Origin of the sequence: Parageobacillus toebii NBRC 107807 (assembly GCF_003688615.2) — a bacterium.
GTDB classification, from domain to species: Bacteria; Bacillota; Bacilli; order Bacillales; family Anoxybacillaceae; genus Parageobacillus_B; species Parageobacillus_B toebii.
Map to the genome: position 1 here is coordinate 3,060,838 of NZ_CP049703.1, position 13,911 is coordinate 3,074,748.

Consider the following 13,911-nt stretch of genomic DNA (forward strand, 5'->3'; position numbering starts at 1 on the left):
ATCTCCTTTTTCCCCTTGTTTCATTGCTGACCTTATCCTTGACATTTTACTTGATTTGGGTTGTTGGTTCTTTTGCGCCATTTTGCGATCAATAGGAGAAGGAGAGGAAGTCCTGTTTGAATCGAAAACCGGTAAAACAAGGAAGAACCGCCTAGAAAACGGGTCAATTCCATTAAATTCGGCACCGACCAGACGGCAAATAACAGTATGAAAAATCCCATGGGAAAAACGATCGGGCGATAATCTGACAAATTCAGCCATTGCGCTGTTCCCAACACTAAAGCATAATAAAAGACAGCAATCTTCAAAAAAACCCCTGCTACCCAAAGAGTCGCTACCATGGCTTCAAGGTGTTCAAGAAAATCCGCGATGCTAATGTAACGGACGGCGCTCGCCACGGGATAAACAAAACGGTCGGTGATTCCTCCTAAGACGAAAAGGGCGGCAATATTGATGAAAGATAAAGTCAACATGACTGCGACGACCGAGATCATGCCCCATTTCTTTCCTTTGTTTTGATCAGCTACATAAGGAAGGAGAAAAGCGATGAGAAGGAATTCGCTAAACCAGCCTTGCGGGACCATCGCACCCATGAGCGAGGGCATTATTCCCTTTTCCATAATCGGAAACATATTCGTTACTTCCATATCCGGGATCAACAGGATAATAATGATCAATATCATGATTATCACAACAGGTACGGACAATTCCGCAAGCCTTCCTATTACTTCTACACCACCACGGACGGCAAAGGAGCACACTAGGATCATACTTCCCATTATAAAAATTAATGGAGTATGAAAAAGAAAGTTGCCTACAACAAATTCACCATACTCTCGGATAATAATTCCAGTTATATGCAAATAGAACAATAAAAAGATCAACCCAACCGCTTTCCCCAGAAACTTGCCAAGAATATCCTCGCTATACTCGATAAGGGTTTTTCCTGGATAAAGCTGATGCAACTGAACGGCAATATGAACTATCAAAAAACCGATGAGAGAAGCCAAAAGAGGAGAGAGCCACATATCCTGTTTTGCGTGTCGGGCGGTGATTGCAGGGACTAAAAGAATGGCTGTTGCGATAATTGTAGGATACATCATCATCCCCATTTGTGCGGCAGATATTTTTCCTTTCTCGATCATAATGGTCCTCCTTTGCCTTTACTCGTCTTGTCATCTCCGTAATCAGGACTCGGTCTCTGATTCGGACCTTGCCGCTCGATGTTATTATCCGCTCCCGTTAAATGAGGGCGTGTATTGAACTTCCACAAATGTGCGCGCAGCAGCACGTCTTTTATTTCGCCCCCTTGTATTGGAGCCATCGGAGATAAATAGGGAACGCCGAAAGAACGAAGCGTCGCCATATGAGTAACAATCATAAGCAGCCCAAGCATAATCCCGAGAAGCCCTACCGTCCCTGCCAAAAAGATCATGGGAAAGCGCAGCATCCTTAATGCCATTCCAGCCGTATAGCGCGGGACGATAAAAGAAGCAATCCCTGTTAATGCGACCACCATGATTAGTGGAGCAGAAACAAGACCGGCTTGGACCGCGGCTTGCCCAATCACCAGCGCACCAACGATACTAACCGCAGCGCCCGCTTGTTTAGGAAGCCTCACCCCCGCTTCACGTATGGCCTCAAATGCTAATTCCATGAGCACCGCTTCGACCAGCGCCGGAAAGGGAACCAGCTCCCGAGAAGCAGCAATGGTTATCAAAAGTGAAGTAGGAAGCATTTCCTGATGAAAAGTAAGGAGCGCCACATACAACGACGGCAGTAAAAGAGATATCAAAAGAAATATGTAACGCAGCCAGCGGGTTGCCGTGCTGATTAAAGATCGTTGATAATAATCTTCATTTGATTGCAGCAAGGAATAAAAAGAAACCGGCACAATCAAAACGAAAGGAGTGCCATCTTGAAAAATCGCTACTCGCCCTTCAAGCAGGTTTGCCGCCACCACATCAGGCCGTTCGGTATCCAAAACTTGAGGAAACGGAGAGTAAGGATTGTCCTCAATTAACTCTTCAATATAACTCGTTTCCAAAATGCCATCTACCTTGATGCGTCTAAGCCGGGCCTCTACTTCTTGGATTAAGTCTTGCTCAGCAATCCCTTCAATATAAGAGATAACTACTTCAGTCTGGGTGTACTTGCCAATTTTCATTGATTTTGTTTTCAGCTGCGGGCTTCTTATTTTTCTGCGCAACAAAGCAAGATTAGTCCCTAATGATTCGGTGAAGCCCTCCCTCGGCCCCCTTATCACGGATTCCCCCACCGGTTCTTCGATGGAACGTTTTTCCCAATTTGCCAAACCTAAAGCGAATCCTTCGCTTTGTTGATCGATAAGCAAGACCGGATTTCCACCAGAGATCTGTTCAATGCACTCTGTTATTGTTTGTACTCTCTTTACCTTAGAAACGGTCAATTTTTGTTCTAGTATATGATTGACATGAATGAACTGATCGGTATTCTCCTTGGCATTATTTTCTTTCATCAAAGGGGTGAGCACGCCCGCATCGATTTCTACGATGTCAGCTAAACCATCGATATAAACAAGGGCAGCCTTTGTTTTTCCGCCAATTTGAAATGGGCGAAAAACGACATCCATACAATTTTGATAGATATTTTGCAGTTTTTGCAGATTTTTATTTAAGTCGGTAGAAAGAAAGTCCTGTTGTTGCTGATTTTGATTCTGTTGTTTTTGGTCTTGTTCTTGTTTCTTTATGATTTGTTTTCTTTTCTTCCTTTCTTTAAAAAAAAAACATCCAATTCCCCTTCTTTCTAACAAGCAGGCGTTCTCAACTTTTATTTTTTCCATTTTTAAAATACGATAACCCCTTTTTTGACAATAAAGTTATTTAAAACATGAAAAAAGCATTCCTTCGCTAGCCGGAGGCACTTATTCCAACTCACGGTTGCAGGTGTACAGCCAAACGAGGCCAGCTTTCGGCGTGCGAAAGAACCTTTTTTGTCCATGGAGCATAGATTTTGTTGATCTTTTTATAGAATATATGTTCGATTTAAAGAATAAAAAAACACCGCGATTCATCTCCCCACTTTACTCAGAGGGGGTTAATGAAAAACCCCTTCGTCCCGTGATTTTGGTCATCGGGATGAAGGGTGAATTTATCGGCAACTATATACTTTCGTGTCAAAGCCTCTTTCCGTTAACCAATGATGCGTATCGCCGCGAATGACAAGCGGCACCCGCTGCAGCTTATCGATCGTCTTTGCCCCCAGCGCTCCCATAATCAACGTTAAATCGTGATGAAGCTCCTCGATATAGGCGACTAACGCTTCCACTCCTTGTTCGACAAGCGTTCGCAACAATGGTCCCGCCATTCCAACCGCGGATGCTCCTAGGGCGATCGCTTTCGCAGCATCCAACGCTGTACGGACACCGCCGCTGCCGATCACAACTAAAGAAGGAGAGGTTTGCGCTACCTCTACGATTGATGCCGCCGTTGGAATCCCCCAATCATTAAAATACGTTATTATGTTGGAACGTCGTTTATTTTCAATACGGGCAAAATTGGTGTCGCCCAAGCCTCCAACATCGACGATTTTCACGCCTACTTCTTCTAAGCGCGAAGCAGTTTCCTTGCTCATGCCAAATCCTACTTCTTTTACGATAACAGGAACTTGAACGGCTTGAACAATTTGTTCGATGCGAAGCAGTACTCCCGTAAAATCACGATCTCCTTCCGGCATCACAAGCTCTTGCACCACATTTAAATGAATTTGCAGACCGTCCGCCTCAATCATATCTACAGCACGCTTCGCATCATCGACAGTTGCTTCACTGCCAATGTTCGCAAAAATAATGCCGTTTTTATTTACTTTTCGTACAATCTCAAACGTTCCTCGCTGTTTATTGTCTCTTAGCGCTGATGTTTGCGAACCAACGGCCATCGCTATTCGGCAATGTTTTGCCGCCTCCGCTAATCCTTTATTAATTTCAAACGTTTGTTTTCCTCCGCCGCCGGTCATCGCATTGATAAAGAAAGGCGAACTTAACGAAAGTTCGCCTAAAGCAGTATGCAAGTGAATATCGTTCATGCGTACATCAGGTAAACTTTGATGAACAAACGTAATGTCATCAAATCCGCTTGCACCTTGATCGGCAGTAGAGAGCGCATGCTGAATATGTTCGATTTTCCGCTTTGCTCTGCTCATTGCTTCATCCTCGTTATTTTAATTTTTTCAGCTGTTCCCCGAGGACTTCGCCAATTTGAAAACCTCTTACTTCATTAGACGGCTTTGTATATTGGCTATAATCTTCTTCGGGTGCTGTTTCTTCTTCGATCAGCTCGCGCATACTTAACGAAATGCGGCGCTCCGCTTCGTTTACATCAAGCACTTTCGCTTTTACTTCTTCTCCTTCTTTTAGCACTTCATGAGGGGTGCCGATGCGCTTATTAGAGATTTGTGAAATGTGGACAAGGCCTTCGACGCCTGGGAAAATTTCAACGAACGCGCCAAACGGTACAAGCCGTTTTACCTTGCCAGTGACGATATCGCCAGGGGCGACTTTTTCAGCAATCCCTTCCCAAGGGCCCGGCATTGCTTCTTTGATCGAAAGGGAGACGCGACCATTTTCTTCGTCAACCGCAAGCACCTTTACTTTTACGGTTTCTCCTTCTTTTACGACTTCAGACGGATGGGCGACACGTGTATGGGAAAGCTGCGAAATATGTACAAGTCCATCAAAGCCGCCAACATCAACAAACACGCCAAAGTCGGTGACACGGCGTACGGTTCCCTCAAGCACTTGTCCCGGCTCTAAACGGCTAAGCGCCTCCTTGTGCTTGCGTTCTTGCTCTTCTTCCACAACAGCACGATGTGATAAAATGATGCGATTTTTTTCACGGTTAAGCTCTACCACTTTTACTGCAAGCGTCTTCCCTTTATAATCAGAAAAGTCTTCAACATAGTGAGGTTCTACAAGAGAAGCGGGTATAAATCCACGCACTCCTACATCAGCAACAAGCCCGCCTTTGACGATGTCTTTTACGATGACATCAAACGTTTCTCCGCTGGCAAATTTTCTCTCTAACTCTTCCCAAGCGCGGTCTGCGTCTACCGCTTTTTTTGATAAAATTAACAATCCATCCTCTTCGTTTTCGCCTTCTTCTACTTTTTTGACTTTCGCCGTCACTTCATCGCCGACAGAGACAGCATCACTTGTTTTTTCAATATGCAAACTAGATAATTCACTAATTGGAATAATCCCGCTTTGTTTGCTTCCTTCAATATCGACAAGCACTTGTTTATCTTCTAGCTTTACCACTTTGCCTCGGACGATATCACCTACCTTATATACATTCACTTCTAAATTCATATCCTCTGCCATGTTAAACCCTCCTTAATCGACTGACGGTCCGTGCTTCCTCCATAAGAAAGCACCACCTACATCATCGCTATATCAATCCAAACCATGATGTACAATAGGACCGTTTTTCTATTTAGTATACCATATTTTCTCAATAGACATGTAACTGAATGCTTATCGATACTGATCTAATAACGCTTGGATATGTTGCATAATATAAGCTGTCGCTTCTTCCGGTGATGCTTTTTTCTCTCTTAGTGGCGTCATATCAATCGGTGATCCGTAAACAACCTTAAGCGGCACAAACGGACGATATGAACCAATAATGGCGCATGGAACAACAGCGGCACTTGTTCGAAGCGCAAAAAAAACCGACGCCAGGCAGCCCTTTTTTTAATTTTCCATCTTTGCTTCGTGTTCCCTCTGGGAAAATGCCTAGCACATGCCCTTGTTTTAACACTTCTAAGCCGGTTCGCAATGCTTGGCGATCGCTCATTCCTCTTTTTACCGGAAACGCATGCAAAGTCGTAATTAAGTTTTTTAAGAGCGGAACACGAAACAATTCCTCTTTCGCCATAAAATGAATCGGTCTTGGAGCAGTAATTCCAAGGATTGGCGGATCGAGATTGCTAATATGGTTTGCGCAAAGAAGTACTCCTCCTTCTTTCGGAAACTTCTCCGCCCCTATCACCTCAATACGGTAAAGAGGAGTTAAAATGCTTTTTACAACTCCCTTGGCAAACGAATAAAAATCCACCGTCACCCAATCCTTTCGTTTACAATTTCCATAATGCGATCCACCACTTCTTCAATCGACAGTGACGTAGTATCAATTTCTATCGCATCTTCCGCTTTCTTAAGCGGTGCTACTTCACGCTCCGAATCGATTTGATCACGGCGTGCAATTTCCTTTTTCAACGTTTCTAAGTCAGATGGAAATCCTCTAGCAATGTTTTCCGCATGACGACGCTTTGCTCTTTCTTCCACAGATGCTTTCAAAAAGATTTTTACTTCTGCATTCGGAAGAACATATGTGCCAATATCACGGCCATCCATTACGACACCGCCATTTTTTGCGAGAGCGCGTTGGCGCGCCACCATTTCTTCCCGCACTGACGGGTGTTTTGCGACTAGCGATACTGCATTGGTTACTTCTTCATTGCGAATAATGTTTGTAACGTCTTCTCCATTGACAAATACAAGCTGCCCTTGTTCAGATGATTTTAATTCAATATATGTATTTTTTAACAAAGAAATTAATGCTTGTTCGTCATCAAGCGCAACTTTTTGTTGCAGCGCCACGTACGTTAGTGCCCTGTACATCGCGCCAGTATCAATATAAATATAAGAAAGCCGTTTCGCTATAATTTTCGCAACAGTGCTTTTCCCCGCTGCAGCTGGTCCATCAATGGCAATGCTGATTTTTTTGCTCATAATTCCTGGTTACTAAAATCTATAAAAATCGATTCATCGCGATGGAACCAGTAAAACTGCTTACCGCTCAGGAAACACCTGAGTTCCATCAGGAAGGGAATCCTAATGTCTCACCTGCTGTGAAAGACAACCCGTGGATCGCGGTTAGCGACGGCATCTGTCGTGCACCATTCCTTCCATTGGTCAGTACACGACAATGATTTTAGCAACCAGGTTTACACCTCCTTTAGTTGAATTTGGTACTGGTTCAGCCAACAACATTTGTGCAAGATGTTCCATAATGACCATTCATGTTCTTGTTTGAAATTCTCGATTTTGCATAACATCATTGCGATATATTGGCGTTGTTTCTTGCCGCTTTTCGATTGCTTGTAGGATTCTTCCATCGACCCTAACACCGCAATCCAATGGCGTTTCACTTTCGTTTTTATGATGTCCATGAGTTCTTTTGGCAACCGTTCCTGATACCCTAATCTCAAAGAAAAAAGCAGGAAACTCCTGCGTGCTTCGATGCCATTTTACCATATAGGCCGCTAGCGGTCGATGATTGTTTCGATTGTTTTTGTCTTTTCTTGTCTGCTAACGCCTTCATATTCATAAATTTTTCCTAAATAAGGGCTAAGCGGAGTATATAAAATGAGCCATTGAGCAATGATTAAAAAAACAAACTGAATAATAACAAGCTTTAGTAAAATAGATTCCACTCGTTTCATTGGAACCAACAGCCCGCTTTCCGTTTTTTATATAGCCATTATTCCACGCTTTTTCGCCATTTATTCGCAATATCTTCCTCTCTTTTTCTTATCTCTAACTGCTGTTCAAAACTATATCGAATCAATCGTACGCGATCTTGCGGAGATACATCTAAAAATTGTAAGGACGCTTTATATATATCACTGTTTTTCGCTTGAAATATACGAACGATTTTTGCTTTCACTTTTAAATAATGATATTCTCCTGATTTCATAGCAAGTACAAACCATGCCTCTACCACCATTCCAGGAAGCAGCTGCTTTTGCTTATGCTCTGGCAATACGACCGCTGCTCCGCCAGCGCTAATATCAGTCGTCATCGTTGTAAACGGCATAAATTCTTGATGGAGAGGATGAATCGCCACATCCGTATTCGCTTCCACTCTTACATAACGGCGACGCTGAATGCGCACTAACTTATCTACTCCTGGATAGGAAAGAACAACCATTGGTATCGGCTTACGCACTTTTCCAATTACTTCTGTTTCAAATAAATAAAGACAATGATCCGGCCCAACAAAACTTGCTTTAAATTGCATTCCATTTAATAAAAACACGGTTTTTTCTGTTTTTACATTAATTGGATAGTTAATATGTATATAACCGTCACTTATTTCTGCCACTTTGCTTTTATATTTTTCCTCTTCCCCGCCTGCTGGTTCTAACATTATCGTATCCCCTATTTTTAACATCGTCTCTCCCTCTCATTTTCTTCTCATGTTTATTAAAACAAAAAGGAAAAGCTTGCATCAAGCTTTTCCTTTGGTAAAGGGAGAGATAGGATTTGCACCTATACAAACATATCCTTTAACTATAGTTTTGTTCGACGCTTTGCAGCTTTTCGACTTTTTCCTCCATTCCTGTGTTTGCATTAATAAAAATTTGATATGTGTCTTCTCCAAGTGTTCCTAAAAATTCATAGCAGAGCACTTGCTCGTTCATATCGTTTACAATTATTGCTTGGCGCTGTTCCATTACTTTTAAATTTGGATTTACTTTTTTCCTCGCTTGTTCTGCTGTCAATTTTGGTTTTGACAGCGGGCGTTTAACGGAAGAAGATAAGTAATCACGCGCAGAGAAGCCGACAATCGTTCCATCATCAAGAGCTACTTTCATTTTAATTGCTTCCGGATAAATGCGAATTCCGTTTTCATTTGTCACAAATGTTAATACAGCTACGTTATCATATTGGGAACTATCATATAGCTCTAAATTCTTAAACTTGTGCTTCTGCAAAAATTTCATCCCTCTATTTGCCGCTTCATGCAAACTAATCGCCTGTTTTTTTATTGGACGGCTATCGATTACCCAAATCGGATAACCACCTTTTTCTGTAATGTCCATATAAATACTGCTTTTCTTTTTTGGATCGCGGATCGTCAAACTGTAAAAGCGCTCATCTGCTCCTTTTCCACTTGTTGTCACTTTTATGTTTTCCGTTCCTTTTAACCCAAGAAAAGAACGAGCAATTTGTTTCGCTTCTGTTTTTGAAATTGGTTTTCCTTTCGCACGGACAAAACCTTTTTCTTTATTCTTCAGCCCAATAAATGTCGGGCTAAATTCTGATGATCTCGAGAAAGTATCTACATTTTTTTCGACTGATTTAAACCCATCAATAATAATGTTATCGTCAGGGCTGTCGTTTGTAGCAAGCGCTAATTCCACATCCATCCAACGCAAGTTGTTTTTTTAAAACTAAATGTTGAACATTGCGAAGTTCTTGTTGAATATTTGCCGCATTTTTATATAGGGCTTGTAACGTGCGATATTCTTCATTCGTAAGCGGTTCTTTTTCTAAATCGCGAATCGCTGCCCGATAGCTGAACTCCCCTATTTTGGCAAGAAACTCTTGCGTTTTGTTAAACGGGAGTAAAGAAAGCGGCAATTGTCCGACACTTGTATGGGCTTCTGAGGCGATTCTCCATACTTCAGCCAAAGCCGGAGAAAGTGACGCACGGGAATTCATGGCAAGCGTTGTGCCGATTTTATCATGCAATAAGTCAATTTGATAGGTTAAGTCGTGGAAAGCACGCTGATAGTTATTTTCAGCATGAATTAATATCGCGTTTTTTTCTTGGTGTTCCCGATATCCCCAATACGCTGTTCCGACAATTCCAAGTGACAGTACTCCGATTAATAAATTTCGTATCATTTTTTTGTTCACCTCCTGCATTATTTACAAAAAATATGTTTGCCGATCCGCTTAATTTGCGGCCTATTCCAAATCCATGCACTCGTTGCTGTCGACGGGTTGAAATAATAAATGGCTCCACCGGTAGGATCCCAACCGTTAATCGCATCTAGCACCGCTTTTTTTTGCCGTTTCATTCGGCGTCAGCCAAATTTGCCCATCGGCTACCGCAGTAAATGCCCCAGGCTGAAAAATCACTCCCGCCACCGTATCTGGAAACGAAGGATGTTCTAAGCGATTTAAAATGACGGCTGCCACGGCGACTTGGCCGATATAAGGCTCTCCGCGCGCTTCTCCATATACGGCATTTGCCATCAATTGAATATCGTTTTGTGAAAAACCGTTTGGCACATTGGATGCTGTTGCTTTTGCCGAGCTGTTTCCGCCGCCCCTTTTATTTCTTTTTACTTGCTGGCTTAACGGAGTGCCCCCGTAATGGGTAAACGAATTGCCTTTGCGAATTTGCTCCTTCACAAATTGCTCATGATATTTCGATACCTTTACTAGTTTTGCTTTTGTACTCTCACCGACAAGCCCGTCGACTGGAAGCCCATATTCATATTGAAAGTTGCGCACTGCCCAATATGTATTCCAGCCAAAAACTCCATCAATTTTTCCATTGTAAAATCCGATATACTGCAATCGTGCTTGTAATTCAATGACATCATCTCCAACCGCCCCACGCTGAATCACTTGATTCGAAAACGCTTTTACTTCTTCCGCTGGTTTTCCACAGATAAACAAACAAGCAACCAATACGGCAAACCATAAATGCCACTTTATTTTCCTTATCATACGCGAACCCTCCCGTATTACTTCTGTTGTTTTATCCCTATTTTCTTTCGAATTTGCCTTTTTATGCAAAAAAAACAAAAAACCAAGCGTATTATGCTTGGCTTTTTGCTGAAGGGATTCTATCGTAATCATGTAATCCTTTCGCTTGTTTTACTTTTCGAAGAGCAGACCACCATAATAACAGCATGAACGGAACCATGTAATAACTCCATTTTTCCTGTGTCAACAAAATGAAATCATACGTCCCGTGCAATAGAAATGGCAGAAAAAAAGAAAGAAATAAGTAGCGCCGCTTTTTTATAGTAAATTTTGCTTTTCCAAAATAAAACCCCATAATGACCGCGAATAAAGCATGGCTTGAGACAGGTAAAAACGCTCTTGTTACGGCAAATTCTACACCGTTTGCCAATAAATACAAAATATTTTCCATCGTCGCAAAACCGAGCGATACACTTGCGCTGTATACGATGCCATCGTACGGCTCATCAAACTCGTGGTGGTCATAAATAAAAAAATAGACAATAAACCACTTCACAAACTCTTCCAATAATCCCGACAAAAAAAAGGCGCGAGCTATCTTAGAGGCTGCGATTCCTTCCACATGAAACACATATTGAATAAACATAATGGGAAACACAAGAAGCGCCCCAATAACAAATGTTCTCAACACAATGGATAGCGGTTCGGTTTCATATTCATCTTTTAAATAAAAATAACTAAGCAGCGCAACACCTGGGGCAATGCCAGACGAAATTAACGTTAACATACAAATCCCCGTTTCCATCCGTTTTCTTTATGGTAACATGAGAATGTGGCATTTGAAAATGACCTTCCGATATTTCATCATAGCAGAACTTTCTCGAAGGAGGAAGAACAGCGAAAAAGTTCCTGATTATTCACACAGGCGGTACTATTTCGATGAAGGAAGATGATAACCTAATTTCATCTGTCAAAGTAGCCGGAAGAGAAGAAGCGCGCGGAAAAGGGGGGGTGGGGCCGTACTCAATGACGAAATCCACACAGCTAAAAACGTGACAAAAACTCATACGTGTGATTTATCAAATATATTTAACCCGTGGTGCTAGATAAAATCAGACAAGCACAAAACTAGAGATTCGATAATAATTTTATGAATAAATTAAAAGTTCGATTTTATAGAGAATATTTGAGTATAAAGTGTATATATGATAATATGATGCGGCTCACCTCATCCAGATATTCTCTATTTAATAAAGAGGACAGTGTGTTAACTACACTGTCCTTGTGCCCATTTATATACTGAATTTCCCTTCTAAATTATCTTCATTAGCTGCAAGCAATACGGCTAATTTTATTCTTGCCTTTTTACTGTCTAAATCTTTCCCTAAAATAACTCCATTTTTAACAAGATCATAAGCGCTGCCTAAATAATCATAAGTCGTATATACTTCCCCTTCTTCTGCACTTGTTGTAATTACAACTTTTATTTCTTTCGATACAGCTTCTTTTATTGCGCCCATCATTTTTGGTGATACTTGTCCTCTGCCTACCCCTTCTAAAACAATTCCTTTTACATTAGCGTTTATGGCTGCTTTTATAAATTTATCGTCAGCGTCCAAATAGCATTTGATTATATCTACTTCAGGTATTTCATTTTTTATTTTGTATGTTTCCCTTCTAATTGGCTTTTGATATATGTATACTTTATCATTATCGATAATCCCTAAATACCCATATCCAAAAACATCAAAGCCTTGTAAATTAGAAGCATGTACTTTTTTCACATGTCTGGCCACAAATATGCGTTCATTAAATACTACAACCGTTCCTACACCTCTTAAATCGTCATTACAAGCCGTATAAACCGCATGGCGAATATTTGTATAAGCATCACTTCCCTGTTGTTCTGGAGAGCGTTGTGAGCCTGTTAAAACGATTTGGCGATCATCTGAAATCGTTAAATCTAAAAAATATGCGGTTTCTTCGAGTGTGTCTGTTCCATGTGTAACAACTATGCCATCAATTGTTTTATCTTGATAAATTTCTTCGATTTTGTTTTTTAAGGTTAATAAATGCTCAAATGTAATATGCATGCTCGGCAGTTGAAATAAAGAATGTATTTCAATTTTAATATCATCAGGTAAATTGCAAATTTGTGCTAATTCTTCTCCCGTCATTTCCCCTGAAACATATTTGCCTTCTTCTGTCTTTTTGCTTGCTATTGTTCCACCTGTAGTAATTAGTGCCACTTTTTTCATTAATGTCACCTCTTTAGAAACATAATAGCATAAATGAATTACAACACAAAATAATGGTTGTCGATAAATAAAAAATAGACTGTCTAAACGATCCGCAGAAACTGCAAGAAATGTTTATGGAATGATAAAAAAGAGGCTGAAAAAAAACCAGCCTCCTTCTGTTATTGCTCTTTCTCCTTTTCCCGTTTTGCGATACAAGCAGCGATTTGCTCACCGTGAAAGCGCCCGTTTTCAATAAAAATTTCATTGGCATCATTTCCTGCCGCAATGACACCTGCGATAAAAATTCCGCGTACATTCGTTTCCATTGTTTCTGGATCATAAAGCGGCCGGCCCGTTTCTGGATCGACCCCGACTCCCATCTTTTTCAAAAATTCATGATCAGGATGATATCCTGTCATCGCAAATACAAAATCGTTTTTAATTTTTTTGATTTCGCCCCCTACTTCGTAAATGACGGCATCCTCCGTAATCTCTTTTACATGAGCGTTAAACTCCATTTTAATAATTCCCTTGCGGACGAGAGAATCAAATTCCGGCAAAATCCAAGGTTTGATGCTTGGCGAGTATCCGCTTCCCCGGTACAATACCGTGACACGTGCTCCCGCCTTGACAAGTTCCAGCGCTGCGTCCACGCTAGAATTTTTTCCGCCAATGACAACACAATCGGTGTTGTAATACGGGTGCGCTTCTTTAAAATAATGCGTTACTTTCGGTAAATCTTCTCCCGGTATGTTCATATAATTTGGATTATCATAATATCCGGTAGCAATAATAACGTATTGGGCGCGATATTGTTCTTTTGTCGTTTGGACAAGAAATGTTCCATCTTCTTGTTTTTCTACTTGCTCCACTTTTTCAAACGTTTGTACACGCACTTGTTTTCTCGTCACTACTTCGCGATAATAAGCGAGTGCTTGATTTCGCTTTGGCTTCCGATTTTCCGTAATAAACGGAACCCCGCCAATTTCAAGACGCTCACTCGTACTAAAAAACGTTTGATGAATCGGAAAATGATAAATGGAATTAACGATATTTCCTTTCTCTATTACTAACGGACGATAACCGACATCTTGCAAAGCGATCGCCGCAGCAAGCCCACAAGGACCACCGCCAACAATAATGATTTTTTCTTCTTTCATCCGGTTCACTCCTTAAACATCCAAA

At 41.3% G+C, this 13,911-nt stretch carries 11 protein-coding genes and 3 pseudogenes; all 14 read right to left on the bottom strand.

Features of this window, described 5'->3' with window-relative positions; all coding sequences use genetic code 11:
• Positions 1 to 32 precede the first annotated feature (32 nt).
• Positions 33 to 1,145 (bottom strand): GerAB/ArcD/ProY family transporter, encoded by a 1,113-nt coding sequence (locus DER53_RS15680; RefSeq protein WP_174525682.1) that lies wholly within the window; start codon positions 1,143 to 1,145, stop codon positions 33 to 35.
• A complete protein-coding gene (locus DER53_RS15685; RefSeq protein WP_121910063.1) occupies positions 1,142 to 2,821 on the bottom strand; it encodes a spore germination protein in 1,680 nt (559 codons plus the stop codon). Before DER53_RS15685 ends, DER53_RS15680 begins: the two co-directional genes overlap by 4 nt.
• A gap of 308 nt (positions 2,822 to 3,129) precedes the next feature.
• Positions 3,130 to 4,179 (bottom strand): type 2 isopentenyl-diphosphate Delta-isomerase, encoded by a 1,050-nt coding sequence (gene fni / locus DER53_RS15690; protein ID WP_062752744.1) that lies wholly within the window; start codon positions 4,177 to 4,179, stop codon positions 3,130 to 3,132.
• A 13-nt stretch (positions 4,180 to 4,192) separates the two neighbouring features.
• On the bottom strand, positions 4,193 to 5,356 hold the full coding sequence (rpsA, locus tag DER53_RS15695; protein ID WP_062752746.1) for a 30S ribosomal protein S1: 1,164 nt from the start codon (positions 5,354 to 5,356) through the stop codon (positions 4,193 to 4,195).
• Positions 5,357 to 5,509: 153 nt separating this feature from the next.
• Positions 5,510 to 6,092 (bottom strand): annotated as a pseudogene (locus tag DER53_RS15700) (lysophospholipid acyltransferase family protein).
• Between the two features lie 2 nt (positions 6,093 to 6,094).
• Complete coding sequence (gene cmk, locus DER53_RS15705; RefSeq protein WP_062752748.1) at positions 6,095 to 6,769, bottom strand: (d)CMP kinase; 675 nt, start codon at positions 6,767 to 6,769, stop codon at positions 6,095 to 6,097.
• 215 nt (positions 6,770 to 6,984) lie between these two features.
• A complete protein-coding gene (locus tag DER53_RS15710; protein WP_167317813.1) occupies positions 6,985 to 7,224 on the bottom strand; it encodes a hypothetical protein in 240 nt (79 codons plus the stop codon).
• A gap of 78 nt (positions 7,225 to 7,302) precedes the next feature.
• Positions 7,303 to 7,482, bottom strand: a complete 180-nt coding sequence (locus DER53_RS15715; protein WP_041269932.1) for a YpfB family protein — start codon at positions 7,480 to 7,482, stop codon at positions 7,303 to 7,305.
• Between the two features lie 38 nt (positions 7,483 to 7,520).
• Positions 7,521 to 8,213: a flagellar brake protein gene (locus tag DER53_RS15720; RefSeq protein WP_062752752.1), complete on the bottom strand. Its 693-nt coding sequence runs from the start codon at positions 8,211 to 8,213 to the stop codon at positions 7,521 to 7,523.
• Positions 8,214 to 8,328: 115 nt separating this feature from the next.
• Positions 8,329 to 9,673: pseudogene (gene ypeB / locus DER53_RS15725) on the bottom strand (germination protein YpeB).
• A gap of 20 nt (positions 9,674 to 9,693) precedes the next feature.
• Positions 9,694 to 10,507 (bottom strand): annotated as a pseudogene (sleB, locus tag DER53_RS15730) (spore cortex-lytic enzyme).
• Positions 10,508 to 10,598: 91 nt separating this feature from the next.
• Positions 10,599 to 11,273 carry a glutamic-type intramembrane protease PrsW gene (prsW, locus tag DER53_RS15735; RefSeq protein WP_062752753.1) on the bottom strand — a complete coding sequence of 225 codons (675 nt, stop codon included), beginning with the start codon at positions 11,271 to 11,273 and terminating at the stop codon, positions 10,599 to 10,601.
• A 505-nt stretch (positions 11,274 to 11,778) separates the two neighbouring features.
• Entirely contained in the window at positions 11,779 to 12,744 is a 966-nt protein-coding gene (locus tag DER53_RS15740) for an asparaginase (RefSeq protein ID WP_062752755.1), read from the bottom strand.
• A gap of 161 nt (positions 12,745 to 12,905) precedes the next feature.
• Positions 12,906 to 13,886 carry a YpdA family putative bacillithiol disulfide reductase gene (locus DER53_RS15745; protein ID WP_062752756.1) on the bottom strand — a complete coding sequence of 327 codons (981 nt, stop codon included), beginning with the start codon at positions 13,884 to 13,886 and terminating at the stop codon, positions 12,906 to 12,908.
• Positions 13,887 to 13,911 lie beyond the last annotated feature (25 nt).

What these genes read in the sequence shown, in the direction of transcription:
- fni (WP_062752744.1), bottom strand. Translation starts at nt 4,179, where the DNA reads ATGAGCAGAGCAAAGCGGAAAATCGAACATATTCAGCATGCGCTCTCT.
- DER53_RS15720 (WP_062752752.1), bottom strand. Translation starts at nt 8,213, where the DNA reads ATGTTAAAAATAGGGGATACGATAATGTTAGAACCAGCAGGCGGGGAA.
- DER53_RS15685 (WP_121910063.1), bottom strand. Translation starts at nt 2,821, where the DNA reads ATGGAAAAAATAAAAGTTGAGAACGCCTGCTTGTTAGAAAGAAGGGGA.
- DER53_RS15740 (WP_062752755.1), bottom strand. Translation starts at nt 12,744, where the DNA reads ATGAAAAAAGTGGCACTAATTACTACAGGTGGAACAATAGCAAGCAAA.
- cmk (WP_062752748.1), bottom strand. Translation starts at nt 6,769, where the DNA reads ATGAGCAAAAAAATCAGCATTGCCATTGATGGACCAGCTGCAGCGGGG.
- DER53_RS15715 (WP_041269932.1), bottom strand. Translation starts at nt 7,482, where the DNA reads ATGAAACGAGTGGAATCTATTTTACTAAAGCTTGTTATTATTCAGTTT.
- DER53_RS15745 (WP_062752756.1), bottom strand. Translation starts at nt 13,886, where the DNA reads ATGAAAGAAGAAAAAATCATTATTGTTGGCGGTGGTCCTTGTGGGCTT.
- rpsA (WP_062752746.1), bottom strand. Translation starts at nt 5,356, where the DNA reads ATGGCAGAGGATATGAATTTAGAAGTGAATGTATATAAGGTAGGTGAT.
- DER53_RS15680 (WP_174525682.1), bottom strand. Translation starts at nt 1,145, where the DNA reads ATGATCGAGAAAGGAAAAATATCTGCCGCACAAATGGGGATGATGATG.
- prsW (WP_062752753.1), bottom strand. Translation starts at nt 11,273, where the DNA reads ATGTTAACGTTAATTTCGTCTGGCATTGCCCCAGGTGTTGCGCTGCTT.